Origin of the sequence: Enterobacter sp. SGAir0187, assembly GCF_002952735.2 — a bacterium.
Taxonomy (GTDB): Bacteria; Pseudomonadota; Gammaproteobacteria; order Enterobacterales; family Enterobacteriaceae; genus Enterobacter; species Enterobacter quasiroggenkampii.
Window position 1 is genome coordinate 59256 of record NZ_CP025034.2, and the last position, 26675, is coordinate 85930.

Here is a 26675-nt window from a genome sequence, read left to right on the forward strand (position 1 = left end):
GGAAGAGACGCTAAAAGCGCTGATTTCTTGCGGCATAGAAAGTGACGGTTGTGCTTGACGAATAATGGCACTTAAGGCAAATCATCTTTTTGAGCGCTGGCGGTTAAAACAGCAAAAAACGCGGCTTTAGAATAACCTGATAGTGTTTCGTTATTTGCCAGGTCAAAACGCCTGTGCTGTTATTACTGTCCTATATAATAAAACTGTCAGGGTTATAACCATGTCTACAGGGAAAACACTGCTCGCCCTTGCGCTGAGCGCGCTGTTACCAGCCGGTGCCGCATGGGCGGCAAACAACGACACGCTTATTTACTGTTCAGAAGCGTCCCCCGAGTCCTTCAACCCACAAATTGCCAGCTCTGGCCCGTCTTTTGTGGCCAGCTCCCAGGTGCTGTATAACCGTCTGATCAATTTCGACCCGGTGAAAAACACCCCGGTGCCGTCGCTGGCGGAGTCCTGGACGATTTCGCCGGACGGCAAGACCTATACCTTTGCCCTGCGTAAAGGGGTGAAATTCAACAGCAACAAATACTTCAAACCGACGCGCGATTTTAATGCCGATGACGTTATTTTCTCGGTCATGCGTCAGAAAGACCCTAAACACCCGTACCACAACGTGTCGCAGGGCAACTACGAGTACTTTAATGATGTCGGTCTCGATAAGCTGATCCAGGACGTGAAAAAGGTCGATGATTATCACGTTCAGTTCACCCTGAGCGAGCCCAACGCCGCGTTCCTGGCCGACTGGGGGATGGATTTCGCCTCGATTCTTTCCGCCGAATACGCCGACGCGATGCTGAAAAAAGGCACGCCTGAAAACGTAGACACCTGGCCGATTGGTACCGGGCCTTACGTGCTGCAGCAGTACAAAGTGGATTCGCTGATCCGCTACGTCGCGAACCCGAACTACTGGGAAGGCGAGGTGCCGACGAAGCATCTCATCTTCTCCATTACGCCAAACGTGGAAACCCGCCTGGCGAAGCTGCAGACCAACGAGTGCCAGATCATTCCTGCGCCATCCCCGGTTCAGTTTGACGCCATCAAGAACAACAAAGACCTGACGCTGCACTCGGTCGATGCGCTGAACGTCGGTTATCTGGCGTTTAATACCGAGAAAAAACCGTTTGATAACGTGCTGGTGCGTCAGGCGCTCAACTACGCGACCGACAAGAAGGCCATCGTTAATGCGGTCTTTATGGGGTCGGGCACGGTGGCAAAATCGCCGATCCCGCCAAATATGCTGGGCTTCAATAAAGACCTGAAGGACTACAGCTACGATCCTGAAAAAGCGAAAGCCCTGCTGAAGCAGGCGGGTCTGGAGAAGGGCGCGGAAGTCACGCTGTGGTCAATGCCGGTTCAGCGTCCGTATAACCCGAACTCGCGTCGTATTGCGGAGATGATCCAGAGCGACTGGGCCAAAGTCGGCGTGAAGGCCAAAATTGTCTCCTATGAATGGGGCGAATATCTCTCCGGAATGCGTAAAGGCGAACATGACTCCGCGCTGTTTGGCTGGATGTCCGACAACGGCGACCCTGACAACTTTGCCGACGTGCTGCTCGGCTGCAACAGCATTAAAACCGGCTCAAACGCCGCGCGCTGGTGCGATAAGGGGTATGATGCCCTGGTACAAAAAGCGAAGCTGACCAGCAGCCCGGCTGAGCGAGCGACGCTCTATAGCCAGGCGCAGGAGATCTTCTACCAGCAGGCGCCGTGGATCGCGCTGGCAAACGGGAAAACGTTCTACGCGACCCGCAGCAACGTGACCGGATACAGCGTAAGCCTGATGGGCAGCGATTTCTCGAAAGCGAAGCTGAACTAAGCCTTTTTAGCCGGGTGGCGGCTACGCCTTACCCGGCCTACATTTGGCACCCGTAGGCCCGGTAAGCGTAGCGCCACCGGGCACATAACAAGGAGTGACAATGTCACATTTAAACGAAGTTACCGCCCGCGTCGATGCCGCCATCGAAGAGAGCGTCATTACCCACATGAACGAGCTGCTGATTGAATTAAGCGATGATGCGGAGCTCAGCCGTGAAGATCGCTACACCCAGCAGCAGCGTCTGCGCACCGCGATTTCGCACCATGGCAAGCAGCATAAAGAGGAGATGGACGCGCGTGAGGAACAGCTGACGAAAGGCGGCACCATACTGTAATCATCAAAACTGGCGTCGCGCCACCAGCCAGGCCCCGACCACCAGCATCACCGCGCCGCACACCGGGCCGATCAGGGCGCGCAGCGGGATGCCATGGCTCCTCAGCACGTCCAGCACCAGCCCGCCAATCAGCTGGCTTGCGACCAGCACGGCGATGGTCGTCGCCGCGCCAACGTTCTGATACCCGCTGATGCTGGCAAACACGAAAAACGACCCCAGCAGTCCCGGGATAAGCGTCCACCAGCGCACCGTTGCGGCCAGCTCGCTAAATCCGGCCACGCCCTGTTTCAGCAGAAGAATACTGACAAACAGCACGATGCCGACCAGCGAATTCAGCAGCATCGCGATGAGAATGGTGGAGGAGGACTGGGTGATACGCACCATCAGGGTGTTTTGCACCACCAGACCGATGCCCGCCGCCACCAGAAACGCCAGCGTCAGTGACTGATTCATGGGATAGCGTCCGGATCGCTGCGCTCGTCCAGCTGCAGCTGCATAAAGGTTAAGTCCAGCCAGCGGCCAAACTTGGTTCCCACCTGCGGCATTTGTCCGGTCGTCACAAAGCCGAGCGTCTCATGGAGATGAATCGAGGCATGGTTTTGCGCTTCAATGCCGGCCACAATCACGTGTTTCCCGATGGCGCGGGCCTCGTTAATCAGCGCCTTCATCAGCGTGCGGCCAATCCCTTTGCCCTGATGGGCCGGGTGGACGTAGACCGAATGCTCAACCGTATGACGGAAGCCGTCAAAGGCGCGCCAGTCGCCGAAAGAGGCGTAACCGGTGATGACACCGTCCTCTTCACTTACCAGAACCGGGTAGCCCGCAAGCGAGCGCGCCTCAAACCACGCGATTCGGTTATCGGTATCGACGGTTTTATCGTTCCAGATCGCGGCGGTATGCAGCACCGCGTGGTTGTAAATCTCGCCTATCGCAGCGCAGTCTTCTTTGCAGGCATGACGAACGATCATGATGAAGCCTCTGTGTGTTGTTCACTATAGTATTACGTTATCGCTACGATATTACACAACTGTATCGCTCGATCGCTATGGCATAAGCCATATTTTTTTGTTATCAAAAGCCCATTGAATTGCCGTTCATACACTATAGTATGACGTCATGAACACCATAACAGACACAATGAATCAACGGATTAGCGCAAGAATTCGCCTTGAACGCGAGTCTCGCGGGTGGTCCCTCAGCGAGCTGGCGGACCGGGCAGGGGTCTCCCGCGCGATGATCCATAAGATAGAGCGCGGGGACAGTAGCCCGACAGCCACCTTGCTTGCCCGCTTGTCGGGCGCGTTTGGCATCAGCATGTCAACGCTGATTGCCCGGGCCGAAATGCAGGAGGGTAAGCTGCTGCGCCTGGCAAACCAGCCCGTCTGGCGCGATCCGCAGACGCACTACCTCCGCCGCCATGTTTCTCCCCGTACCGATCTGCCCATCGACCTGGTTCAGGTGGAACTGCCTGCGGGAAGCGACGTTCCGATGCCGGCCTCTTCTTACGCGCTGGCGCGTCAGCTTATCTGGCTGCAGTCCGGTGAGCTGGTGTTTCAGGAGGGCGACACCCGCCACGAGATGCACGCCGGAGACTGTCTTGAGCTGGGGCCGCCTAATGACTGCCGGTTCATCAACGAGACGAATGAAATCTGCATCTATCTGGTTGTACGCCTCAATCAGTCTGGCTCGTAATGCTAATGCGATAACGCTGAACGTGAGCCAGGCTGTAATGACATTTGTCCCAGAAGGAGATCCTGATGAATCACTCTGTTTCGCATAACCGCCGCTGGGTGCTGGCCTCTCGTCCACAGGGCGCACCGGTCGCGGAAAATTTTCGTCTGGAAACGCAGCCTGTTCCGGAACCGGGTGCGGGGCAGCTTTTGCTTCGTACCGTCTGGCTGTCGCTGGATCCTTATATGCGGGGTCGCATGAGCGACGCGCCATCCTATTCACCGCCGGTTGAGATCGGTGCGGTGATGGTGGGGGGAACGGTCAGCCGCGTTGAGCAGTCAAACCATCCCGACTTCAAAGCCGGTGAATGGGTGCTGGGCTACAGCGGCTGGCAGGAGTATGAACTTTCGGACGGCAGCGGCCTGGTGAAGCTGGGCGAAAATCCGTCTCATCCTTCCTGGTCGCTGGGCGTACTGGGTATGCCGGGCTTTACCGCCTATATGGGGCTGCTGGATATCGGGCAACCGAAAGCGGGTGAAACGCTGGTGGTGGCTGCGGCGACCGGCCCGGTTGGCGCGACAGTCGGGCAGATCGGCAAAATCAAAGGTTGCCGGGTGGTCGGCGTGGCTGGTGGCCCAGAGAAATGCCGCCATGCCGTTGAGGTTCTCGGCTTTGACCTGTGTCTGGATCACCATGCGGCGGATTTTGCCGACCAGCTGAAACACGCCTGTCCGAACGGTATTGATGTCTATTATGAAAACGTCGGCGGGAAAGTGTTTGATGCCGTGCTGCCCCTGCTGAACACCTCCGCGCGCGTGCCGGTGTGTGGCCTGGTGAGCGGCTATAACGCGACGGGCCTGCCTGACGGGCCGGACCGCCTGCCGCTCCTGATGGCGACCCTTCTCAAGAAACGCATTCGTATGCAGGGCTTTATTATCGGCCAGGATTATGGACACCGCATTCATGAGTTCCAGGAAGAGATGGGGCGCTGGGTGCAGGAGGGGAAAATTCACTATCGCGAACAGGTGACGGACGGGCTGGAAAACGCCCCCGAGGCGCTCATTGGCCTGCTGGAAGGACGAAACTTCGGCAAAGTCGTGATTCGCGTCGCGAGTGACAATAAATAAAGCGCACAATGGCGGGGTTTCCCGCCATATTTATTTGTGAAGATACGATATATTGTCTTTAATTACTGGACACGGTTTTTCGCGCTATCATCCCGGATGAGCCCGAAAACGATAAAAAAAATGATGTTTGCTTTTTTTGCTGTTTTACGTACTTCCCACCACCAGGCATGACGATACAGGATATATCGTACCGGCGCCGTTTTATTAAAACTGGCGTTTAAAAATAGCATTAAGTTTTAGCTACAGGAATTCCACATGCTTGATTTGGATCACTTAGAAAAAGCCCAAAGGGTTAGTCTTACTATGCAGGTTGAACACAGTTTGAAAGGGGCGTTAATTACAGGCTCCCTCAAACCAGGAGCACGACTGATTACGAAAGAGATTGCTGATAAATTAGGCACCAGTATTACGCCGGTCCGCGAAGCGCTGCTGCGTCTGGTCTCCTCAGGCGCACTTCACGCCACGCCAGCGCAGGCTTTTCTGGTCCCTGAGGTGACGCTGGAGCGTTATAACGAGATTAACGCCATCCGAAAACAGCTTGAGCCCATGGCGGTTGCCGCAGCATGCCAGAACATGTCTGATAGCAAGCTGGAGACGTTGCGCAATTTGTCGGAGGCCTTTCATGAGGCCATGCGCAACGGTAACGTCCAGCAGGCATTACATGCGAATCGTATCTTCCGGTTTACGCTTTATCAGTTTGCGGAGATGCCGACACTCAACGCATTAATCGAGCAGCTATGGGTACGCATCGGGCCCTGTATTAACTATCTGCACCAGGAGCTTAACGACATAAAGGAGGCAACCTATCACTATGATGAGTTGCTTTCTGCCCTGGAACGCCGTGATGTTGATGCCAGCCAGAAGGCGATCGATAAGTTGATTGATGAAGCGAATACGCTTTTACAGCGACAATATTTTAACTGAGAGATTATTTAACAGAGCGACTATATACCGCCGCTAATTATTTATCTGGTGAATAACTCCTGATGGCTTATTGCCATCAGGAGGGTTATTTCATTTATAAAATAAACTTTTCTTTTTTGCTTACTCGAAGCGATAAGAGACCGACAGCCCGACGCCATAGTTACGGCCGGGTGCAGGCTCGTAATAACGACCGTTGGACTCGTTGACAATAACCGATCCCGCGTACTCTTTATCGAACAGGTTATCGACGCGGCCAAAGACGTCCATCCCCCAGTTGCCGTAGTTGAATTTATACCCGGTATTCAGCCCGACCACCGTGTACGATGGCGCTTTCGCGGTGTTTTCGTCGTCGGCCATGATATCGCTCATGTAACGCACGTCCGTGCCCGCGTACCAGCCTTCCTCCGGCTGCCAGCCAAACGAAGCGAAGCCCATGTTGCGCGCAATCCCCGGCATACGGTTACCGTTACAGTCTGCGTCGCTGCAGACGTTAGTACGGTAGGTGGCATCCAGATACGTCCACGCCATCTTCAGCTTCCAGTTCTCCGCGAACTGCTGATCCAGGGAAACTTCCACACCCTGACGGCGGGTTTTCCCGGCATTTTTATAGGTTGTGCGGCCGCCGGAACTGGAGTCCACCACGATCTCATCGTCCGTATCGGTGCGGAACAACGCCGCCGTCAGCAGACCATTGCCGATTCGGGTTTTGCTGCCCACTTCATACGTGTTATTCGTGGATGGCTTCAGGCCAATATTCAGACCGCCCTGATTATCGGCACGATAGGAGAGTTCGTTGATGGTTGGCGTTTCAAACCCACGCCCTGCGGCTGCGTAGAGGTTCCACGCATCCGTCACCGCATACTTCACGGAACCTGCAGGGAGCCATTTGTGGTAGCTCGCGTCACCGCTGTCATCGCCGTTGCCCGGCGTAACGTAATGGTCGTTGGAATCAAACCAGACCGAACTGTAGCGGACACCCGCGTCGACAGAGAGTTTCTGCGTCAGCTGCCAGCTCGTTTGCAGATAAGGATCGACGTTCCACATCAGGTTGCGTTCGTCACGACGTTTATCGCCTTTGACGCCGTAGTCCGGCACGCCGTTGCTCATGACGAAGTTCTCGTAGCCGCGACGGTCTTCGCTCATGTTTTCGTAGTTCAGACCGGTGGTGAAGGTCACCGGCACCAGCAGCTCGCCGCGGTGCGTCCAGCGGGTATCCACGCCCTGATAGTGGCGCTGCATATCAATCACCCCGCCGGAGTGTGTGGCTTTTAGCTGCGGCTGATACGGAATCGACTGGTACTGCGTCATTTCACGCTCGCCGGCGTACATCATCACGCTCAGGTCGTCCTGAGCGCTGAGCTGGCGATCGTAGCGCAGGCCGGCCTGGGTCTGCTTGATGGTCTTACGGGTGTTGTACTGATCGCCGCGCGGCGACTGACGCGGGTTGTCCCGCCACTCCTGGTCATTCAGTCCACCCGGATCGTTGGCCTTCATGTCCACACTGTTGAAAATCAGCGTCAGCTTGCTCGCGTCGTCGATGCGTACGCCCAGTTTGGCGTTAGCGAGGTTTTTCCGCGCGCCGCTGTGGTCGCGGTAGCCCTGGGTAGTGAAACGGGTGGTGGAGACGGTGTAATCCACGTCACCGGCGTGGGTGCCGTCACCCATCGCGCCGGTAGCTTTCATGCCATAGCGCCAGGTCCCGTAACTGCCGTAATAGCTGCTGGCTTCAATGGTCGGCGGCTGCTGCCCGGTCTGGGTGTTGATGTTGATTACGCCGCCTGAGGCGTTGCCGTACAGGGCAGAGAAGGGACCGCGCAGCACTTCAACGCTCTCCACGCTGGAGAGGTCGATGTTGGAGGTCTGACCCTGTCCGTCCGGCATGGTGGCTGGAATACCGTCGACGTACATACGGATACCGCGCACCCCGAAGGTTGAGCGAGCGCCAAATCCGCGCATCGACAGCTGGAGATCCTGTGCGTAGTTCTGACGGTTCTGGATTTGCAGTCCCGGGACGCTGCCAAGGGATTCAGACAGGTTGATGCGGGGCGCAGCCTGGCGCATGTCATCGCCATTGACGACGCTGACCGCGGCCGGGGTATCAAGTTCCGATACGGTTTGCGGCGTGGCGCTGACGATCATGGTCTGTTCCTCTGCGCTCATGGCGGTGAGCGGCGCAAAAATAACAGGAACCAGCAGCAGCGGGAGAGAAGCCTTACGGGCAGAAATGATTTTCATGAATAAAACCGGTTGTGGTATGTAAACGAACCAAATGGAACATGTCCATACATGTTAAAGGTTTTGTAAATGTTTTGAAAACTATAACCGCACATTGCGTTAATGAAAGGCGGGAGGGGAAAGAAAAACTCCACATTCAACTGATTAATGATTACTATTCTCATTATCAAAAGGCAATGCCATGACGTTGTCTGCCGGAAGTGATGTCAGCCCAAACCCCACTTTTCAGAAAAGGAATTGTTATGTCTTTACGTCATCTGTGCTCGCCGCGTCTGAGCCTGTCACTGCTGTCTGCCACTTTACTGCTTGCCGGGACGTTCCAGGTGCATGCCGCCGAAGAGGTGCTGCGTAAAGCGGTGGGCAAAGGGGCGTATGAAATGGCCGTGAGCCAGCAGGAGAATGCGCTGTGGGTGGCGACCTCGCAAAGCCGCAAAACCGATAAGGGCGGGGTTGTTTACCGTCTTGATCCGGTCACGCTGGACGTGACGCAGGCGATCCATAGCGATCTCAAACCCTTTGGTGCCACCTTTGACAACGCGACCCAAACGCTGTGGTTCGGTAATACGATCAACGGCGCGGTAACCGCGATTGATGCTAAAACGGGTGACGTAAAAGGGCGGCTGGTGCTGGACGGGCGTCAACGCAGCGAAACCGTCAAACCGCTGCAGCCGCGCCAGCTGGTGGCGGATGACGCGAGCAACACGATTTACATCACCGGTGTCGGCAAAGAGAGCGTGATTTGGGTGGTGGATGGCGCCACGCTGAAGCTGAAAGAGACCATTGCCAATACCGGTACTTACAGCACCGGCCTGGCGCTGGATGCGCAGGCGAAACGTCTGTACACCACGAATGCGGACGGCGAGCTGTTAACCATTGATACGGCCACCAACAAAATCCTGAGCCGTAAAAAAGTGCAGGATGACGGGAAAGAGCACTTCTACCTGAACCTGAGCCTCGACACAGCTGGTCAGCGCGCGTTCCTGACCGATTCAAAACAGCCGGAAGTACTGGTGGTGAGCCTGAAAGACGGCAGCGTGATCGAGAAAATCGCCGCGCCGGAATCCCTGGCGGTCCTGTTTAACCCGGCCCGCAATGAAGCCTACGTGACGCACCGTGAAGCCGGCAAGGTGAGCGTGATTGATGGGAAAACGTATAAGGTGACTAAAACGTTCGACACGCCGGTCTACCCGAACAGCCTGGCGCTCTCTGCGGATGGTAAAACCCTGTACGTGACGGTGAAACAAAAATCCACCCGCCAGCAGGAAGCCACCCAGCCTGACGACGTGATTCGTATCGCGCTGTAAGATGGGAATTGCCCGGTGGCGCTGCGCTTACCGGGCCTACAAAACCATGAAATGTAGGCCGGGTAAGGCGAAGCCGCCACCCGGCTTTTTTATTAACGCGAAGTTTCTTCCACCAGCGGCGCGTCGTGTTTTTCATCATCAGGATGAACCGGCGCGGTGCTGTGAATTTCATGAACGCGTTTACGCACGCCAAACCAGCCGGCAATCAGCAGCACGGCCAGCAGCGGAATGGTCGCGATGGTGTAGGTGCCGTTCGGGTAGTCGAACGCCATCAGCACCAGCACGCTGAACAGGAAGAGCAGGGTGAGCCAGGAGGTCACCGGCGCGCCAGGCAGCTTAAAGCTGACGTCAGCGGCTTTGCCTTCTTTAATCGCTTTGCGCAGACGCATCTGGCAGACCACGATAAAGCCCCAGGACGCGATAATCCCGAGTGCCGCCACGTTCAGAACGATTTCGAATACCTGAGACGGCACCAGATAGTTCAGGAACACGCCGAAGACATAGACCACCAGCGTCGCCAGAATACCGGCGTACGGCACGTGCTGCTTGCTCATCTTCGACATGAACTTCGGTGCAGAACCGCCCATCGACATGGAGCGCAGGATACGACCGGTCGAGTAGAGGCCGGAGTTCAGGCTGGAGAGCGCCGCCGTCAGCACCACGATGTTCATGATGCTGCCCACGTAAGGCACGCCCAGCTTAGAGAAGAAGGTCACGAACGGACTCTGGCCCGCCTGGTAGGCGTTCCACGGCAGCAGCAGCACCAGCAGCACCACGGAACCGACGTAGAAGAGACCGATACGCCAGATCACGCTGTTGATGGCTTTTGGCACCATCGTCTGCGGATCTTTACATTCACCTGCTGCGGTACCCACCAGCTCGATGGAGGCGAAGGCGAACACGACGCCCTGAACCAGAACCAGCGCAGGCAGCAGACCGTGCGGGAAGAATCCGCCGTTATCGGTTATCAGGTGGAAGCCGGTGGCATTGCCATCCAGCGGCTTACCGCTGCCGAGGAAGACGGTACCCACGACCAGGAACACCACGATGGCCAGCACTTTAACCAGCGCAAACCAGAACTCCATCTCCGCGAACCACTTCACGCCAATCATGTTCATGGTGCCGACAATCGCCAGCGCGCCAAGCGCAAAGACCCACTGCGGCACATCGCCAAACGCGCCCCAGTAGTGCATATACAGCGCAACGGCGGTGATATCGACGATACCGGTCATCGCCCAGTTGACGAAGTACATCCAGCCCGCGACGTAAGCGGCTTTTTCACCGAGGAATTCACGGGCGTAAGAGACGAAGCTGCCGCTGGAAGGGCGATGCAGTACCAGTTCGCCCAGTGCACGAAGAATGAAGAAAGAGAAGATCCCGCACACCAGATAGACCAGGGCGAGAGCCGGGCCAGCCATCTGCAGGCGTGCACCAGCACCTAAAAACAGACCCGTTCCGATAGCGCCGCCGATGGCGATCATTTGAACCTGACGGTTGCCCATCGCTTTGTGGTAGCCCTCTTCATGGGAGTTCAACCAGCGACGTTTAGCAGCATGATGATCGGCTGCGCTTTTATTGCTTGTTTTCATTGAGTTACCTGTTTGCCTGTCTGAACCATTATCGTGATAGTCCTGCCTGGCAGAGCGCAATACAAACGATTGCTTCTGCGCAAACACATGTCGCCTCCCCAGTCATTCTGCGTATGGATAAGGCGAAACATGGCGAGGCATCCTACCTGCAATTCATAAGCGACGCAAAATATAACCGTGCCGAAAGTGATGCACGTCGAAGGAAATCGTGTGGTCAGAGCAGACGGGGATCACAACACGCTGAAACGTGATGAGTTTTTAGTCAAAACAATGGCGGGGTTGATTATTTAATCATCAGATTCTCTTAATTATTACCAGATGGTATAAATTTTTGCTGCTGCAGGGCATCCAGAAGTAACCTGAACGCGGTTGTGTGCTGCCGACGGCTCGGATAATAGAGGTGATATCCTTCAAACGTGGGGCACCACGATTCAAGGACCCTGACCAGCCGTCCCTGATTCAGAGCGTCCAGAACCGAGGACTCGGGCACGTAGGCTAATCCGAGACCATTCTCCGCGGCGTCGATGCGCTGCGACAGGTTATTCAGCGTAAGCTGTCCGTCAACCCGCACGCGAAGCTCGCGCCCGTCGCGCTCAAATTCCCAGTCATACAATCCCCCTCGGGTGGGCAGGCGGAGATTGATACAGCGGTGTTCACCCAGCTGCTCTGGCACGAGCGGCACGCCAAAACGAGCCAGGTAATCCGGGGAGCCGACGACCGCCATGCGCATGTCCGGCGCAATCCGCACCGCAATCATGTCTTTTGCCACCTGTTCACCCAGGCGAACCCCCGCGTCGAAGCGGCCATCTACGATATCTGTCAGGCCATTGTCGACCGTCACTTCGACGTTAATGTCAGGATACTGCAGCATAAAAGGCTTCAGTACCGGCCAGAGCACGGCGTCCATCGCGTGCTCGCCGGCGACGATGCGGATAGCGCCTGCGGGTTTGTCGCGGGTGCTGCGAAGCGCCGTGAGTTCCTGTTCGATCTCCAGCAGATGCGGGCTGAGGCGCGAAAAAAGCTGCTCACCCGCGGGTGTCGGAACCACGCTTCGGGTTGTGCGGGTTAACAGGCGAACGTCTAATCGCGCTTCAAGCTTGCGCATCGCATGGCTCAGTGCCGATTGCGAGACGCCCAGCTGCGCCGCTGCGCGCGTAAAGCTGCGCTCGCGGGCCACCACCATAAAGGAGAGCAGATCGTTGAAATTATCTTTTAGCATCGCGGTTCTATTTATGAGTTTCAGTCATGTGTCCTATCTGATTATGCACCCTAATGCTGCCGAGTGCTTTGCGCTACTGTTAACGCAACAGTCAACGAGGAGCAAAAGATGAAAATTATCCGCAGCGGTTCATTACCGTCAGTACGAGGACCGGAAGCCTGGTTTACCGGGGCTGTTCGGATTGACGCACCTTTTCAGGCTACCGAACCTGCCAGCGTCGGCGGGGCAACCGTAACCTTTGAGCCGGGCGCGCGCACGGCCTGGCATACGCATCACCTGGGACAAACGCTGATTGTGACGCAGGGTCGCGGCTGGCTACAGGAGTGGGGCAAAGAGGCGGAAATCCTGAATCAGGGCGATATCGCCTGGATCCCACCCGGCGTGAAGCACTGGCACGGCGCAAGTGCGCAAACGGCGATGACGCATCTTGCCATCGCCGAAGCGGTAAACGGCAGCCCGGTAACATGGCTGGAAAAAGTGATCGACGAGCAGTACCCGAACGGCTAACCGCCAAAAACGGCAATCGCCTGCTGCAGACGTGTCGTCCGCTGCGTCAGGTGATTCGCGGCGTGAGTGACGTTATCCACCATCCCCGTATTGCTCTGGGTCATTGCGCCGATACGGGAGAGGGAGGCGTTAATCAGCGTCAGCGCCTGGGTTTGCTCCTGCGTGGCGAGGCCAATCTCCTTAATCAAGGTGGAAACCTGCAGAACATGGTCGATCATGACCGTCAGCTGTGATTCGGTTTGTACCACCTTCTCCACGCCAGCGTTGACGCTGGCAACGTTTTTCTCGATCAGCGCTTTGATCTCTTTCGCCGCCGTCGCGGAGTGCTGTGCAAGATTGCGCACCTCAGCCGCGACCACGGCAAAGCCGCGGCCGGCTTCACCCGCGCGCGCCGCTTCCACGGCGGCATTCAGCGCAAGAATATTGGTCTGGAAGGCAATACGATCGATAACGCTGATAATATCGACGATCTGGCCGTTATCCTGCGAAACGGACTGCATCATACCGATGGTCTCTTTCATCATCGCTTCACCGCAGTGGGCGCTGTCGCGAGTGCGATCCGCCATCTGAATCGCCTCGTTTGCGGTTTCGGCCGTCTGCTTCACGGCGCTGGCGATCTCTTCCACCGCAGATGCGGTTTGCTGCAAGAAATCTGCGGTTTCCTCAGAGCGCGCCTGCAGCGCCGCACCTTCTTTCGCGACCTGCTGGCTGATGGTGCCAATACCGCTGATTTGCGCCCCGACATCGTCAACCAGCGAATTCAGGTTTAAACCAGACTGATTCACCAGGCGCATCATCAGCCCGATATCATCGATTCTGTCAAAATGGTAATAGTCCGTTTTACGTCCTGAAACCACGCGCTGCATCTGTTGAACAATGGATTTTACCGGCCGGGCGATCTGCGCATGAAGATAACAGGACAGCGCAGAAAAAAGCAGCACCAGAGTGGTGACCTGAACGAGACGATCGCGGAATAAATATACCGCCAGGCAGGAAAGTAACGCTGTCGCAGTAATACCAAGCTGAATTCGTTTTCCGGTACTGAGACATTTAAAGAGCGACAAAAAGGAAAATAAACCGCGCCGAACGAACAGTCCTTTATAAAAACGGTACTGTTTTAATTCATTATTACGTACTTTTGCATACAGATTTTCACTGGCCGCGATCTCCTCCCGTGAGGGGATATTGCGCACCGAAATATAGCCGGTCAGGGATTCCCCCTGCCAGACCGGCGTCACGTTGGCACGCACCCAGTAGTGATCGCCATTATGACGACGATTCTTCACCAGCCCTGTCCAGGTCTCACCCTGCTGGAGGGTAAACCACATGTCGCCAAACGCTTCGGCAGGCATGTCGGGATGGCGGATGAGGTTATGCGGCTCACCCAGAAGATGCTCTTCTTTATATCCGCTGGCTTCTATAAAAGCGGAGTTGGCATAAGTTATATGACTTTTTGTATCGGTGGTGGACATTAACGTCGAACCAGCGTTAAGTAAATACTCGTTTTGTGTAACGGGGGTGTTACGCCTCATGAGTAACTCCATGATGTTGTGCAAGAATAAAAACCCGGAAAGCGCTCCGGCAAGATGAAAGTGATTATTTTAATAACGATCTGTGCATATTCTCGCTGAAATTGAGAACCTCCGAAATACCCGGCATCCATTATTTTTAATATGTTAATGTTGTCGAATGTAATAAAATTGAAAATATTTTAGTGGGTGTTATTTTGAATCGATTTAAATAAATGACATAAGCCAAACTGCAAGAGGGAGATCGCCTCCCTGGAAAAATTGTCATGCTGAAATAGCGTTTCGTTAACAGAATGAAAACGCTATGATTTGGTCTCATTTTCGTGAATACAGGGAGGCTGAGGTGAAAATTAACGTCATAGGAACCAGCGGGAGTGGAAAAAGCACGCTGGCGAAGCAGATTGCGACCGAACTGGCTATTCCCTGTATCGAGATGGACAGACTTTACTGGCAGGCTGACTGGCAGGGCACGCCGGACGACGAGTTTCAGGCAAAGCTGGAGCAGGCGCTACAGGCGTCGCCAGACTGGGTGCTGGACGGTAACTACAACCGCACGCGGCCTGTGAAATGGCGCGATGTAGATGTGGTGGTGTGGGTGGATTATGGGTTTATCCGCACCCTCTGGCAGGCCGTCACGCGAGCAATGAAGCGGGCCTGGCATAAGCACGAGCTCTGGCCGGGAACGGGGAATAAAGAGAGTTTCCGGCGCGCGTTCTTCAGCAGAGAATCGATTATCATCTGGACGATGAAAACCTGGCGTAACAACCGCACGCGCTATGAAGCCGATCTGCAAAACCCGCAATATAGCCATATTCGCTTCGTCCGCATTACCCGTCGGGAGCAGGTGGAAACGCTGATTGCCTCCTTAAAGTCTTATTCTTAGCAGGGTTTTATATATCTGTTTTCCGGCAAACTAAATGTAAATTAATTGTTTCTCAGTGGTGAAATGCGCCTTTAATAATGTCGACATGTTAAGTCAAACGAGAACGCAACATGTCATGGCGAATCAGCATTCTGGATAAAAGCCCCATCGCTGAAAACGAAACGGCTGCCGATGCACTGGCGCGTACCCTGGCGCTGGCGCAGCAGGCAGAAAATCTGGGCTATCACCGCTTCTGGATTGCCGAACACCACAACACCCCACAGCTTGCCAGCCCTTCGCCGGAGCTGCTGATTGCCTGGATCCTCGGGCAAACCACGCGCATTCGCGTCGGGTCCGGCGGCGTAATGCTTCAGCACTACAGCCCCTATAAAGTCGCCGAGAACTTCAACGTGCTGGCCGCGCTGGCGCCTGGCCGCGTCGATCTCGGCGTCGGGAAAGCCCCCGGCGGATTACCGCTCTCAACCCGCGCGCTGCAGCAGGGCCTGAATCAACAGGAAAAGGGCAGCTTTGCCGAACAACTGGCCCAGCTCGACCGCTGGATCCGTCCTGAGCATCACGCTATTGAAGAGGCCGTCCGCGCCACGCCGCTGCCGCCGTTGCCTGCTGAGGGTTTCCTGCTGGGCGCGAGTACCGAAAGCGCGCTGCTGGCCGCCAGGCTCGACTGGCACTTTGTGTTTGCCGCACACCTGAACGGTGACCCGGACCTGCTGCGCGAGGTGGTATCGACCTGGCGGAAGAACAGCGCGCGTGACGTGATAGTGGCGGTGCAGGCGATTGTCGCGCCGACGCAGGCTGAGGCAGACACGCTGGCGCAGAAGGTCGAAGTGTGGGGCGTTGAGCTGGCAAACGGGCAGCGTGTCACCGTGGCCAGTGAAGAACAGGCCTACGCGTTTGCACGTCAGGCGGGCAGTGAGCCGGTGCGCATTGCACGCCGGGTGCAGTCGCTGCTGGCGGGTACCGCTGAGTCGGTAGTGGAACAGCTCAACGCGCTGCACCAGCTGTGGGGCATTGACGAATTTATCATCGACACGCCGGTAGCGGAGGGGGCTACGCGCGTCGCGTCGCTGCGCCTGCTTGCCGGGGCGCGTCTTAACAAGGAGGTCACCGTATGAGTTTTGGCGAGCAACTGATTGCCTGGCGCCGCGAACTGCACCAGAACCCGGAACTGTCCGGCCAGGAGGTCGAAACCACCGCGCGCCTGCGCCAGTGGCTGACGAAGGCCGGGATCACCCCACAGCCTTATGACCTGTCGACCGGACTGGTGGCGGAAATCGGCTCGGGCAGCAAACTGATTGCGCTGCGGGCGGATATTGATGCCCTGCCGATTGAAGAGCGCAGCGGCGTGCCGTTTAGCTCACAGCATGCAGGGGTGATGCACGCCTGCGGACACGATATCCACACCAGCGTCATCCTCGGCGCCGCGTTAAAGCTGAAAGAGCGGGAGGCCTCGCTTAACGGCCGGGTGCGCATCCTGTTTCAGCCTGCTGAAGAGAACTTTGGCGGTGCGAAGAGCATGGTGCGCGCCGGTGCCTTACGCGATGTCAGCGCGATTTTCGGTATGCACAACGAGCCCGGCCTGCCGGTGGGTGAGTTCGCCACCCGCGGCGGGCCGTTCTACGCCAACGTCGACCGCTTTGTGATCCGCATTACCGGCAAAGGCGCGCACGCGGCACGTCCTCATGAAGGCAACGACGCCATTGTGCTGGCGAGCCAGCTGGTAACGGCGCTGCAAAGCGTCGCCAGTCGCAACGTCAACACGCTGGATTCCGTGGTGCTGAGCGTGACCCGCATTGCGGGCGGCAACACCTGGAACGTGCTGCCGGAAAGCGTCGAGCTGGAAGGCACGTTGCGAACCCATCGCACGGAAGTGCAGCAGAATGTGAAAGCCCGCGTGGGCGAAATCGCCGCCGGTTTTGCCAGCGCCTTCAGCGCGCAGATTGATATCACCTGGTATGCCGGGCCTACCGCGCTGGTGAATGACGAGCGCTGGGCTGATTTTGCCACCTCGGTTGCGCGTGAGGCCGGATATGAAACCCGGCACGCGGAACTGCATATGGGCGGGGAAGATTTTGCGGTCTATTTGCAGTCTGTTCCCGGCGCGTTTGTCAGCATTGGCAGCAACAGTCCGTTTGGTTTACATCACCCGGCCTTCAACCCGGATGAAGCACTGATTGAGCCCGCCGCCCGCTATTTTGCACAGCTTGCGGAAAAAGCCCTGCAACACGTTTAATTCAGGAGAGGTAAAGATGTCTGCAACCCGACAACTGCGGCTGGGCACCATTCTGCATGGTGCATCCGGGAATATGTCCGCCTGGCGCCATCCTGCAGCGATCGCCGACGCCAGTATTAATTTCGACTTTGTGAAAGCGACGGCGTTAAAGGCCGAGGAAGGGAAGCTCGATTTTCTCTTCGTGGCCGATGGCCTCTATATTAACGAGAAATCGATCCCCCATTTTCTGAATCGTTTTGAACCGTTAACCGTGCTTTCCGCACTGGCCAGCATCACCTCGCGTCTTGGGCTGGTGGGAACCTTATCCACTTCCTACAGCGAGCCCTTCACCACGGCGCGCCAGTTCGCGAGCCTCGATCACCTGAGCAACGGCCGGGCGGGCTGGAACGTGGTGACCTCGCCGCTGGAAGGGTCAGCAAAGAACTTTTCCCGTGAAAAACACCCCGAACATGCGCTGCGCTACCGGATTGCCGATGAGTATCTCGACGTGGTGAAAGGGCTGTGGGATTCCTGGGAAGGGGACGCGTTTATTCGTAACAAAGAGAGCGGCCAGTTTTTTGACCCGGCGAAACTGCATACGCTCGACCACCACGGTGACTTCTTCCAGGTCGCCGGTCCGCTGAATATTGGCCGCACGCCGCAGGGTCGCCCGATTGTCTTTCAGGCCGGGGCGTCGGACGACGGGAAAAAGCTGGCGGCGAAACATGCCGACGCCATTTTCACCCACCACGAGACGCTCGATGAGGCAAAAGCCTTTTACCGCGACGTAAAACAGCAGCTGGAAATAAACGGCCGCCGCGCGTCGGATCTCCATATTTTCCAGGGCGTTAGCGTGATTGTGGGGAAAGATGCCGATGATGTGGAAAACCAGTACCAGACCACGGCGGCGCTGGTGTCGATTAATGACGCCCTCAATTACCTCGGGCGTTATTTTGAACATCACGACTTCAGCCAGTATCCGCTCGACGAGCCGTTCCCGGATATCGGCGACTTAGGCAAAAACAGCTTCCGCAGCACCACCGATGAAATCAAGCGTAACGCCCGCGAACGCAACTTAACCCTGCGTCAGGTAGCGCTTGAGGCCGCTTCGCCGCGCCCGCGCTTTTCCGGCACGCCGGAGGAGGTGGCAGACGGTCTTCAGGCCTGGTTTGAAGGCTATGCCGCAGACGGCTTCATTATTCAGGGCGGCACGCCGGACACCTTCCCGCGCTTTGTTGACCAGGTGGTGCCCATTCTTCAGGCCCGCGGCCTGTTCCGTACCGACTACCCGGGCACCACGCTGCGCGAAAGCCTTGGCTTAGACCAACCGAAAAACCAGTACACACAACAATAAAAGAGAACCCCGCTATGCAGAAATCATCGCTTATTCTGGCGCTCGCGCTGGCCTTTACCCCTGCCGTCTGGGCAGAGAACGTAAATATTAACGGCACCGGCGTGAGCATTGAGGCCAATAAAACGCCGATTAATACCGCCAAAAACAATGATGCGGTGGCACAGTTGCCGAAAGACTATCGCTTTGCCGTGCCGGGGAAATTTACCGTGGCGGTGGCGGGCCTCAATCAACCGCCGCTGACGGTATTTTCCGACGACAACAAAACGCTGCTCGGGAGTGAAGTTGACGTCGCCCGTCTGGTGGCCGACAGCCTCGGACTTGAGTTGAACGTAGTGCCAACGTCGTGGGAAGACTGGCCGCTGGGCGTGGCGTCCGGAAAATACGATGCCGCCATCAGCAACATTACCGTTACCAAAGCGCGCAAAGAGAAGTTTGATTTCGCCACCTACCGTAAGGACTCCCTCGGTTTCTACGTGAAATCGACCAGCCCGATCGAATCGCTTCAGAAGGCTGAGGACATCGCCGGGTTGCGGATTATCGTTGGTTCCGGCACTAACCAGGAGGCCATCCTGCTGGCATGGAATGCTGAAAACCTGAAGAAGGGGCTGAAACCGTTTACCCCGATCTACACCAAAGACGATGCGGCCCAAACCCTGGCGCTGCAGTCCGGACGCGCGGATGCCTACTTTGGCCCGAACGTGATTGGCGCCTGGAAGGCGGCGCTGAACGGGAAAACCAAACTGGTGGGCAGCGTCGACGGCGGCTGGCCGAAGGCGGCACACATCGCGGTGACGCTGAAAAAAGGCAGCGGACTGGTTGAGCCGGTGCAAACAGCGCTGAACGGCGTCATCAAAAACGGCGATTACGACAAAGTGCTGAACCGCTGGGGAGAAGGGGTTGAGCGCATTCCTCAGTCCGAAGTGAACCCGGCGGGCCTGGGTGATTAAGGAGGCGTGATGAGCGAACGATTTCGTGATGTATCACCGGAAGATGCCGAACTTCAGCCCATTATCGAGGGGCTGTTCGGTGAATATGCGGCCCGCTACGGGGACTACTTCTCTAAAGACGCGGAAGTGGAGCTCACCGAGTGGTATCTGGCGCCGCAGGGGCTGTTTATCGTGCTGGAGCGCGACGGGAAGATTATCGCCACCGGCGCGTACAAGCCGTTCGACGAACGCACCGCGGAAATCAAACGCATCTGGACGGACAAAACCCTGCGTCAGCAGGGGCTTGCCGGGCGCGTGGTGCAGGAGCTGGAGCGCAGGGCGGTGCTGGCAGGTTACAGCCAAATCTTCCTGACAACCGGCTTTCGTCAGCCGGAGGCGGTCAGGCTCTATCTTAGCCAGGGCTATCAGCCGCAGTTCGATCTGAACCGGGATCCGGAAGAGTACAGCCAGCCGCCGTTTGACGGTCGGCTGCGCTTCACCAAAACGCTGGTACGCGAAGCGTTCAGTAAAACCGCATGAGGAACGACGATGAGCAACGTTGAAACCATTAAGGTGGTCCCGGCGCGTTATCCGCTGCGGACCGTTGGCGCCGCGGTGGCGCTGTTTGTCCTGGCGGTCGTGATTCAGTCCGTGGCCTTTAACCCGCGCTGGGAGTGGGCAGTATTCGCCCGCTGGTTCTTTGACCCGGTGATCCTCGAAGGCGTAGGGCAGACCCTGCTGCTCACCCTGATCGGTACTGCGCTGAGCGTGGTGTTTGGCGGCATGCTGGCCCTGGCGAGACTCTCGTCATCCTGGCTGCTGAGCAGCCTGGCGTGGGCGTACATCTGGCTGTTTCGGTCGCTGCCGCTGATCGTCGTGCTGATTATCCTGTACAACTTTTCCTATCTCTACGACACGCTCTCGCTCGGCGTGCCGTTCACCGGCATTACCTGGGGCAGCTTTGAAACCATCAACGTGTTGGGGCAATTTTCTACCGCCGTGGTGGGGCTAACGCTGGTGCAGAGCGCCTATACCGCCGAGATCATTCGCGGTGGTTTCCTCGGGGTCGATCACGGGCAGTATGAGGCCGCCGCCGCGCTCGGTCTGCCGGCCTGGCGCCGCACGGTACGCATCATTTTGCCTCAGGCGTTGCGTACCATCCTGCCGTCGGGGTTCAATGAAATCATCAGCCTCGCCAAGGGCACGGCGATGGTGTACGTCCTGGCGATGCCGGAGCTGTTCTATACCATCCAGATGATCTACAACCGCACGCAGGAGGTGATCCCGCTGCTGATGGTCGGTGCCGCCTGGTACCTGGCGATCACCACCGTCCTGTCCACTATCCAGTACGGTGTTGAACGCGCACTTGCCCGCAGCGAACGCCGCTCTGCGGTTAATCAGAACCGTGCCGCCCGTCGTACCCGTTCTGTCACCACCACGCCAGCACAGGAGCCTATCCATGCAAGCCTCTCCTGAAGGACATATCTCGATTACCGGCGTCAGCAAATATTTTGGACGCCATAAGGCGCTCGACAACGTATCGCTTGAGATCCCGCCAGGGTCCGTGACGGTGATCCTCGGGCCGTCCGGTTCCGGCAAATCAACCCTGCTGCGCACCATTAACCACCTGGAGCGCGTCGACGAGGGCTTTATCCAGATTGACGGGGATTACATCGGCTATCGCCGTCAGGGCGACAAGCTCTACGAAATGAAGGAGAAGGAGATCCTCAAACAGCGCGTCAACGTGGGCTACGTGTTCCAGAACTTCAATCTCTTTCCCCATCTGACGGTGCTGGAAAACCTGATAGAGGCTCCCATCGCGCATAAAAAGCTCAGCAAAAAAGAGGCGGTGGAAAGGGCGTACAGCCTGCTGGACGTGGTTGGGCTGCGGGATAAAGCCGATGCCTGGTCACGTCATCTTTCCGGCGGTCAGCAGCAGCGTATCGCGATTGCTCGCGCGCTGGCGCTGCGCCCCCGCGTGATGCTGTTTGATGAGCCCACCTCGGCGCTCGACCCTGAACTGGTGGGTGAAGTGCTGGACGTGATTAAAAAGCTTGCCCGTTCCGGCACCACGCTGGTGGTCGTTACCCATGAGATCGGCTTTGCCCGTGAAGTCGCGGATCAGGTGGTGTTTATGGTTGACGGGAAAATTGTTGAGCAGGGCAGCAGCGACGCGGTGTTGAACCGCCCGTCGCACGCGCGAACGCGCCAGTTCCTGTCAAAAGTGCTGTAAGGAGCGCAGATGAAATCTGGACTTCTGGCAGGACTGCTTTTTACGACGGCGAGCCACGCCAGCATCGATCTGAAAGCCAACGAGCAGCCGCTGCCGGTGACGGTGGATCGGCAGGCCGTGGCGAAAATCCCCGCCGGTTATAAATTCGTTGAGCCAGGTACGCTGACGGTCGCCGTCTCGATGCTGAACTCCCCGCCGCTGGCGCTGCTGGCCAGCGATAACCGCACGCGGATCGGCAGCGACCCGGATATTGCCCGCCTGCTGGCGGGCAGCCTGGGACTGAAGCTAAAGCTGGTGCCGACGGCGTGGGAAGACTGGCCGCTGGGGATCGCCTCCGGGCGCTACGACGTGGCGCTGGTGAACATTGCGGTGACCGAACAGCGTAAAGAGAAGTTTGATTTTGCGACCTACCGCGTCGATTCACTGGCGTTTTCGGTGAAATCCACCAGCGAGATCCAGTCAATCAAAAGCGCGGAAGATCTGGCCGGGAAAAGGGTGATTGTCGGCTCGGGTACCAATCAGGAGCGCATCCTGCTGGGCTGGAACGAAGAAAATAAAAAGGCGGGGCGGGCGCCTGCGCTGCCAGTCTATCTTCATGACGATGCCTCGGGCAATCTCTATATCCAGTCCGGCAGGGCGGATGTGTTCTTTGGCCCCCAGTCGGTTTCAGCTTACAAAGCGGCGCTCACCAGCAAAACCCGCGTGGTCGGTTTAGGGCCGAAGAAAGCTTATGTCGCCACCACGACCAAAAAAGGCAATCAACTGGTTTATGCCCTGCAGGCCGCGCTGAACGGTGCGATTGAGCGCGGAGAGTACCAGAAGGTGCTGGCGCGCTGGGGCGAGCAGGGGGAAGCGGTGGCGCAATCGGAGGTCAACCCGCCTGGGATAACCTACTAATGGTGCTCTACACTTAGGGTTTTCATCCCGCAGGGGGCAACATGATTAAACTCTATGGCGTACCCGGCTGGGGCTCGGCAATCGGTGAAGTGATGCTAACCCTGGCTGATATCCCCTATCAATTTATCAACGTGGACGGGTTTGACCAGCCCGGCCAGCAGCGTGAGCTGCTGCAAAAGCTCAACCCGCTGTGTCAGGTGCCGACGCTGGCGCTGGAAAATGGCGCCATCATGACCGAAACGGCGGCGATTGCCCTGATGGTGCTCGACAGATGTCCCGATCTCGCGCCGCCCGTGGGACAGGCCGAACGCCAGCAGTTTCAGCGTTTGCTCATCTGGTTTGTGGCCAACGTCTATCCCACGTTTACGTATGCGGACTATCCCGAACGCTGGGCGCCGGATGCGCCGGAACAGCTGCAGAAAAATTGCATCGAATACCGGAAGTCACTCTATTTGTGGTTCGAAAGCCAGCTTAAGGCTACCCCGTTTGCGCTGGGGGGACGGCTGACGCTGCTGGATGTGTATATTGCGGTGGCGCGCACCTGGGGGCCTCGTCACGCCTGGTTTGCCGAAAATACCCCTAAATTCACGGCGATTGCGGACACCGTATGCCAGCGACCGGAACTGCACAAGGTGTTAAAGGCAAACAAAATTATCTGATAACGTGGAACCCACATTCACAACCGGAAGCCTGTACATGCCACACGTAGATATCAAATGTTTTCCCCGTGATTTGAACGACGAACAAAAAGCTGCCCTGGCGGCGGATATTGCCGACGTGATTATTCGCCATTTCAACAGCAAAGACAGTTCCGTGTCGGTGGCGTTGAAGCAGATCGCGCCTGAAGACTGGAAGGCGCAGGTCTGGGATACCGAAATTGGACCGAAGCTGGAGGAGCTTATTAAGAAGCCCGGGTATTCGATGTAATATCTTCTGCCGGGGAGGGGATAAATCCTTCCCGGCTCGTCTTCCCGTTTTTCGCAAAAATCGATAAAAATGCGTTTTGTCTTATCCGCTACACTTAACGTTTCTGGCTGACTTTTTATTCATCCTTAGGAAAGATCTTCAACAGAATCAATTAAGGACAGACACGTTAAAGGATAATTTTCTGATGACAAAATTACCCCGTTTTTCATTCGCCTTTCTTCATCCCCGTTACTGGCTAAGCTGGGCCGGCATTGCGGCTCTGTGGCTCATCATGCTGCTCCCTTATCCGCTTCTGTTCAGAATCGGTCATGGCCTGGGGCGACTGGCGATGCGCTTACTTCCTCGCCGCGTCGAGATTGCCCGCCGCAACCTGGAGCTTTGTTTCACGGAGATGAAAGAGGACGAACGCGAGTCATTGCTGCAGCGTAATTTTGAATCGGTAGGAATGGGGGTGATTGAAACCGGGATGGCATGGTTCTGGCCTGCGTGGCGGGTGAAGAAATGCTTTACCGTGCAGGGGTATGAGCACATGGAAAAGGCGAGGGCGCAGGGAAAAGGCGTGGTGCTGGTGGGGATGCATTTTCTGACCCTTGAGCTGGGCGCGCGGATATTTGGCATGCTTAACCCCGGTATTGGGGTCTATCGTCCTAATAACAATGCTCTGCTGGACTGGCTCCAGACGCGAGGGCGCCTGCGCTCCAACAAAACCATGCTCGATCGCCATGATTTAAAGGGCATGATCCGCTCGCTGAAGCAGAATGAAATTTTGTGGTACGCCCCGGACCACGACTATGGCAAAACCAACAGCGTGTTTGTGCCGTTCTTTGCGGTGCCGGATGCCGCGACGACGGCGGGCAGCTATATGCTGGTCAAAAGCGCTAAGCCTGCCGTCATCCCCTTTGTGCCGCGTCGCAGGGCGGATGGCACCGGTTACGAGCTGATTATTCTGGAGGATATCAGTGAGGCGTTGCAGGGCGGCGATAAAGAAGCCGTGGCGACGCAGATGAACAGGGCAATTGAGCAGGCCGTACGCATGGCCCCAGAGCAGTATATGTGGCTGCACCGTCGCTTCAAAACCCGTCCTGAAGGGGTACCTGATCGGTATGCCCGTCTGAAACAGGCGGCAACTCGGGGTGATAGTCTCTCCGCCAGCGATTTTTCTGACCGCTCAGGCATACAGCACTAACACCACAGCGATGCCCTCACCCTGCGGTGAGGGCATGACCGGCGCTACAGCGCGGATCGGCGGTACGGCGCATAGTCCGCCTGCCACCAGGTCTTCTCAATGCGCGCCAGCAGGGTTTCATCATCTAACGACGGCGCCACGCCTTGTTCAATCGCGGCCCGGGCGACGGCAACGGCAATCTGGCGTGAGACCGTTTCAATCTGATCTACCGGCGGCAGCAATCCTCCTCTTTCTGTGGTCACCAGCGGAGACTGGGCGGCCAGGCTGCGGCTTGCTGCCATCAGCATCTCTTCCGTCACCCGGCGCGCGTTACAGGCCAGCACGCCCAGTCCCAGGCCCGGGAAGATATAGGCGTTGTTACACTGGGCAATCTCGTAGTGCGCGTTCTCCCAGAATACCGGCGCGAACGGGCTGCCGGTGGCCACCAGCGCGGCCCCCTGGGTCCAGGCGATAAGGTCCTGCGGCTGGGCCTCCGCCCGCGACGTCGGGTTCGAGAGCGGCATGATAATCGGGCGTGGGCAGTGGCGATGCATCTCTTTGACGATCTCTTCGCTGAAGAGTCCCGGCTGACCTGAAACGCCGATCATCACCGTTGGATGTGCGTTCTTCACTACGTCCAGCAGGGAAATATTCTTCGCGTCTACCTGCCAGTGGCTTACGGCGTCGCGCGCGGTAAGCAGGTTTTTCTGGAAATCGAGCAGGTTGGTCATGTCGTCGGTCAGCAGGCCGAAGCGATCGACCATGAAGATCCGGCGGCGGGCTTCGGACTCGGTCAGGCCGTCATCGACCATCAGCGCCACAATTTTTTCAGCGATCCCGCATCCCGCAGAGCCGCTGCCGAGGAAGACCACGCGCTGATCGCGAATGCGCGTGCCCGCCGCGTGGGCCGCTGCGATCAGCGTCCCTGCGGTGACGGCTGCCGTGCCCTGGATATCATCATTGAAGCAGCACAGTTGATCGCGGTAACGCTGGAGTAGTCGGGTGGCATTTTTCTGTGCAAAGTCTTCAAACTGCAGGAGAACATTGGGCCAGCGCGCTTTAACCGTGCTGATAAACATATCCATAAATTCAGCGTATTGATCGTCGCTGATGCGCGGATGACGCCAGCCCATGTACATCGGGTCGTCGAGGTGTTGCTGATTATTGGTGCCGACATCCAGCATAATCGGGAGGGTGGAGGCCGGATGGATCCCTCCGCAGGCGGTATAGAGCGACAGCTTACCAATCGGTATGCCCATACCGCCGATACCCTGGTCGCCGAGCCCTAAAATGCGCTCTCCGTCCGTCACCACAATCACCCGAACGTCGTTGCGCGAGAAACTTTGCAGCATCTCATCAATACGGTGGCGGTTAGGCCATGAAATAAACAAGCCGCGCGCGCGGCGATAAATCGTGGAGAAATGCTCGCAGGCTTCACCCACCGTCGGGGTATAGATAATCGGTAACGTCTCTTTCAGATGCGAACGCAAGAGGTTGTAAAAGAGAGTTTCATTGGTGTCCTGAATATTGCGCAAATAAACATGACGGGAAATATCGCTTTTAAAATGGCAGAACTGCACCCAGGCGCGCTCGGTTTGCTCTTCAATGGTTTCAACGTTATGCGGCAATAATCCATGCAGATTAAAATTATCCCGTTCTTCTTTAATAAAGGCGAGACCTTTATTTAATAACGGATTCTCCAGCAGTACGGCGCCATTATAGGGCGTGTACAGAACGTCTTTACGAGACATGGTCAACTCCTGAATATTTAAAATTAGATAAGCAGAAACAGTGACTTTAAGGATGATAAAGGCACGGAGTTT

Annotated in this window: 24 protein-coding genes and 1 pseudogene; 18 read left to right on the top strand and 7 right to left on the bottom strand. The window is 56.7% G+C overall.

Annotated features, from left to right (window positions below):
• Window positions 1–220 precede the first annotated feature (220 nt).
• Complete coding sequence (locus CWR52_RS00305; RefSeq protein WP_104948435.1) at window positions 221–1819, top strand: ABC transporter substrate-binding protein; 1599 nt, start codon at window positions 221–223, stop codon at window positions 1817–1819.
• A 100-nt stretch (window positions 1820–1919) separates the two neighbouring features.
• Window positions 1920–2153, top strand: coding sequence for a YdcY family protein (locus CWR52_RS00310; protein ID WP_032647472.1), 234 nt, complete (start codon window positions 1920–1922; stop codon window positions 2151–2153).
• 3 nt (window positions 2154–2156) lie between these two features.
• Here the strand turns inward: CWR52_RS00310 and CWR52_RS00315 are convergent, their stop codons facing one another.
• Complete coding sequence (locus CWR52_RS00315) at window positions 2157–2606, bottom strand: DMT family transporter (RefSeq protein WP_008501299.1); 450 nt, start codon at window positions 2604–2606, stop codon at window positions 2157–2159.
• Window positions 2603–3121, bottom strand: a complete 519-nt coding sequence (locus CWR52_RS00320) for a GNAT family N-acetyltransferase (RefSeq protein WP_104948436.1) — start codon at window positions 3119–3121, stop codon at window positions 2603–2605. Before CWR52_RS00320 ends, CWR52_RS00315 begins: the two co-directional genes overlap by 4 nt.
• A 148-nt stretch (window positions 3122–3269) precedes the next feature.
• On the opposite strand from CWR52_RS00320, the gene CWR52_RS00325 reads away from it, so the two are divergent.
• From CWR52_RS00325 to CWR52_RS00335, 3 genes are all read left to right on the top strand, one after another.
• Entirely contained in the window at window positions 3270–3845 is a 576-nt protein-coding gene (locus CWR52_RS00325) for a helix-turn-helix domain-containing protein (RefSeq protein ID WP_104948437.1), read from the top strand.
• Between the two features lie 65 nt (window positions 3846–3910).
• Entirely contained in the window at window positions 3911–4951 is a 1041-nt protein-coding gene (locus CWR52_RS00330; RefSeq protein WP_104948438.1) for an NADP-dependent oxidoreductase, read from the top strand.
• Between the two features lie 255 nt (window positions 4952–5206).
• Complete coding sequence (locus CWR52_RS00335; protein ID WP_104948439.1) at window positions 5207–5875, top strand: GntR family transcriptional regulator; 669 nt, start codon at window positions 5207–5209, stop codon at window positions 5873–5875.
• 120 nt (window positions 5876–5995) lie between these two features.
• Here the strand turns inward: CWR52_RS00335 and pqqU are convergent, their stop codons facing one another.
• A complete protein-coding gene (pqqU, locus tag CWR52_RS00340; RefSeq protein WP_104948440.1) occupies window positions 5996–8110 on the bottom strand; it encodes a TonB-dependent receptor PqqU in 2115 nt (704 codons plus the stop codon).
• 242 nt (window positions 8111–8352) lie between these two features.
• Here pqqU and CWR52_RS00345 point away from each other — a divergent pair, with 242 nt between their 5' ends.
• Window positions 8353–9414: a YncE family protein gene (locus tag CWR52_RS00345; protein WP_069719150.1), complete on the top strand. Its 1062-nt coding sequence runs from the start codon at window positions 8353–8355 to the stop codon at window positions 9412–9414.
• Between the two features lie 92 nt (window positions 9415–9506).
• On the opposite strand, the gene ansP is transcribed toward CWR52_RS00345, so the two are convergent.
• Window positions 9507–11003 (bottom strand): L-asparagine permease, encoded by a 1497-nt coding sequence (gene ansP / locus CWR52_RS00350; RefSeq protein ID WP_008501774.1) that lies wholly within the window; start codon window positions 11001–11003, stop codon window positions 9507–9509.
• A 304-nt stretch (window positions 11004–11307) separates the two neighbouring features.
• Window positions 11308–12222 carry a LysR family transcriptional regulator gene (locus CWR52_RS00355; protein ID WP_048223405.1) on the bottom strand — a complete coding sequence of 305 codons (915 nt, stop codon included), beginning with the start codon at window positions 12220–12222 and terminating at the stop codon, window positions 11308–11310.
• Window positions 12223–12330: 108 nt separating this feature from the next.
• On the opposite strand from CWR52_RS00355, the gene CWR52_RS00360 reads away from it, so the two are divergent.
• The gene (locus CWR52_RS00360; protein ID WP_104948441.1) at window positions 12331–12729 is read left to right on the top strand and encodes a (R)-mandelonitrile lyase; all 399 of its coding nucleotides are present in this window, start codon (window positions 12331–12333) and stop codon (window positions 12727–12729) included.
• Here the strand turns inward: CWR52_RS00360 and CWR52_RS00365 are convergent.
• Entirely contained in the window at window positions 12726–14261 is a 1536-nt protein-coding gene (locus tag CWR52_RS00365) for a methyl-accepting chemotaxis protein (protein ID WP_104948442.1), read from the bottom strand. The two genes, CWR52_RS00360 and CWR52_RS00365, sit on opposite strands and share 4 nt — an antisense overlap.
• Window positions 14262–14601: 340 nt before the next feature.
• Between CWR52_RS00365 and CWR52_RS00370 the strand changes: the two genes are divergently transcribed.
• From CWR52_RS00370 to CWR52_RS00425, 11 genes and pseudogenes are all read left to right on the top strand, one after another.
• Complete coding sequence (locus CWR52_RS00370; RefSeq protein ID WP_104948443.1) at window positions 14602–15141, top strand: AAA family ATPase; 540 nt, start codon at window positions 14602–14604, stop codon at window positions 15139–15141.
• Window positions 15142–15251: 110 nt separating this feature from the next.
• Window positions 15252–16253, top strand: a complete 1002-nt coding sequence (locus tag CWR52_RS00375) for an LLM class flavin-dependent oxidoreductase (RefSeq protein ID WP_104948444.1) — start codon at window positions 15252–15254, stop codon at window positions 16251–16253.
• Window positions 16250–17371, top strand: coding sequence for an amidohydrolase (locus tag CWR52_RS00380; protein WP_104948445.1), 1122 nt, complete (start codon window positions 16250–16252; stop codon window positions 17369–17371). Before CWR52_RS00375 ends, CWR52_RS00380 begins: the two co-directional genes overlap by 4 nt.
• 16 nt (window positions 17372–17387) lie before the next feature.
• Window positions 17388–19651: pseudogene (locus CWR52_RS23370) on the top strand (NtaA/DmoA family FMN-dependent monooxygenase).
• Between the two features lie 9 nt (window positions 19652–19660).
• Complete coding sequence (locus tag CWR52_RS00395; protein WP_104948448.1) at window positions 19661–20170, top strand: GNAT family N-acetyltransferase; 510 nt, start codon at window positions 19661–19663, stop codon at window positions 20168–20170.
• A gap of 9 nt (window positions 20171–20179) precedes the next feature.
• Complete coding sequence (locus CWR52_RS00400) at window positions 20180–21106, top strand: amino acid ABC transporter permease (protein WP_104948449.1); 927 nt, start codon at window positions 20180–20182, stop codon at window positions 21104–21106.
• Complete coding sequence (locus CWR52_RS00405; RefSeq protein ID WP_104948450.1) at window positions 21090–21863, top strand: amino acid ABC transporter ATP-binding protein; 774 nt, start codon at window positions 21090–21092, stop codon at window positions 21861–21863. Before CWR52_RS00400 ends, CWR52_RS00405 begins: the two co-directional genes overlap by 17 nt.
• Window positions 21864–21872: 9 nt before the next feature.
• Window positions 21873–22760, top strand: a complete 888-nt coding sequence (locus tag CWR52_RS00410; RefSeq protein WP_104948451.1) for an ABC transporter substrate-binding protein — start codon at window positions 21873–21875, stop codon at window positions 22758–22760.
• Window positions 22761–22801: 41 nt separating this feature from the next.
• The gene (locus tag CWR52_RS00415) at window positions 22802–23419 is read left to right on the top strand and encodes a glutathione S-transferase family protein (protein ID WP_104948452.1); all 618 of its coding nucleotides are present in this window, start codon (window positions 22802–22804) and stop codon (window positions 23417–23419) included.
• Window positions 23420–23456: 37 nt separating this feature from the next.
• Window positions 23457–23687: a tautomerase PptA gene (pptA, locus tag CWR52_RS00420; RefSeq protein WP_008501760.1), complete on the top strand. Its 231-nt coding sequence runs from the start codon at window positions 23457–23459 to the stop codon at window positions 23685–23687.
• A 184-nt stretch (window positions 23688–23871) separates the two neighbouring features.
• Window positions 23872–24873: a Kdo(2)-lipid IV(A) acyltransferase gene (locus CWR52_RS00425; protein ID WP_104948453.1), complete on the top strand. Its 1002-nt coding sequence runs from the start codon at window positions 23872–23874 to the stop codon at window positions 24871–24873.
• 44 nt (window positions 24874–24917) lie between these two features.
• On the opposite strand, the gene CWR52_RS00430 is transcribed toward CWR52_RS00425, so the two are convergent.
• Window positions 24918–26603 (bottom strand): NAD-dependent malic enzyme, encoded by a 1686-nt coding sequence (locus tag CWR52_RS00430; RefSeq protein WP_104948454.1) that lies wholly within the window; start codon window positions 26601–26603, stop codon window positions 24918–24920.
• Between the last annotated feature and the right edge of the window lie 72 nt (window positions 26604–26675).

Coding starts and splice junctions, on each gene's coding strand:
- CWR52_RS00310 (WP_032647472.1), top strand. CDS start 1,920: ATGTCACATTTAAACGAAGTTACCGCCCGCGTCGATGCCGCCATCGAA.
- CWR52_RS00325 (WP_104948437.1), top strand. CDS start 3,270: ATGAACACCATAACAGACACAATGAATCAACGGATTAGCGCAAGAATT.
- CWR52_RS00425 (WP_104948453.1), top strand. CDS start 23,872: ATGACAAAATTACCCCGTTTTTCATTCGCCTTTCTTCATCCCCGTTAC.
- CWR52_RS00405 (WP_104948450.1), top strand. CDS start 21,090: ATGCAAGCCTCTCCTGAAGGACATATCTCGATTACCGGCGTCAGCAAA.
- CWR52_RS00430 (WP_104948454.1), bottom strand. CDS start 26,603: ATGTCTCGTAAAGACGTTCTGTACACGCCCTATAATGGCGCCGTACTG.
- CWR52_RS00345 (WP_069719150.1), top strand. CDS start 8,353: ATGTCTTTACGTCATCTGTGCTCGCCGCGTCTGAGCCTGTCACTGCTG.
- ansP (WP_008501774.1), bottom strand. CDS start 11,003: ATGAAAACAAGCAATAAAAGCGCAGCCGATCATCATGCTGCTAAACGT.
- CWR52_RS00400 (WP_104948449.1), top strand. CDS start 20,180: ATGAGCAACGTTGAAACCATTAAGGTGGTCCCGGCGCGTTATCCGCTG.
- CWR52_RS00320 (WP_104948436.1), bottom strand. CDS start 3,121: ATGATCGTTCGTCATGCCTGCAAAGAAGACTGCGCTGCGATAGGCGAG.
- CWR52_RS00355 (WP_048223405.1), bottom strand. CDS start 12,222: ATGCTAAAAGATAATTTCAACGATCTGCTCTCCTTTATGGTGGTGGCC.
- CWR52_RS00365 (WP_104948442.1), bottom strand. CDS start 14,261: ATGAGGCGTAACACCCCCGTTACACAAAACGAGTATTTACTTAACGCT.
- CWR52_RS00335 (WP_104948439.1), top strand. CDS start 5,207: ATGCTTGATTTGGATCACTTAGAAAAAGCCCAAAGGGTTAGTCTTACT.
- CWR52_RS00315 (WP_008501299.1), bottom strand. CDS start 2,606: ATGAATCAGTCACTGACGCTGGCGTTTCTGGTGGCGGCGGGCATCGGT.
- CWR52_RS00305 (WP_104948435.1), top strand. CDS start 221: ATGTCTACAGGGAAAACACTGCTCGCCCTTGCGCTGAGCGCGCTGTTA.
- CWR52_RS00415 (WP_104948452.1), top strand. CDS start 22,802: ATGATTAAACTCTATGGCGTACCCGGCTGGGGCTCGGCAATCGGTGAA.
- CWR52_RS00330 (WP_104948438.1), top strand. CDS start 3,911: ATGAATCACTCTGTTTCGCATAACCGCCGCTGGGTGCTGGCCTCTCGT.
- CWR52_RS00410 (WP_104948451.1), top strand. CDS start 21,873: ATGAAATCTGGACTTCTGGCAGGACTGCTTTTTACGACGGCGAGCCAC.
- CWR52_RS00360 (WP_104948441.1), top strand. CDS start 12,331: ATGAAAATTATCCGCAGCGGTTCATTACCGTCAGTACGAGGACCGGAA.
- pqqU (WP_104948440.1), bottom strand. CDS start 8,110: ATGAAAATCATTTCTGCCCGTAAGGCTTCTCTCCCGCTGCTGCTGGTT.
- pptA (WP_008501760.1), top strand. CDS start 23,457: ATGCCACACGTAGATATCAAATGTTTTCCCCGTGATTTGAACGACGAA.
- CWR52_RS00375 (WP_104948444.1), top strand. CDS start 15,252: ATGTCATGGCGAATCAGCATTCTGGATAAAAGCCCCATCGCTGAAAAC.
- CWR52_RS00380 (WP_104948445.1), top strand. CDS start 16,250: ATGAGTTTTGGCGAGCAACTGATTGCCTGGCGCCGCGAACTGCACCAG.
- CWR52_RS00395 (WP_104948448.1), top strand. CDS start 19,661: ATGAGCGAACGATTTCGTGATGTATCACCGGAAGATGCCGAACTTCAG.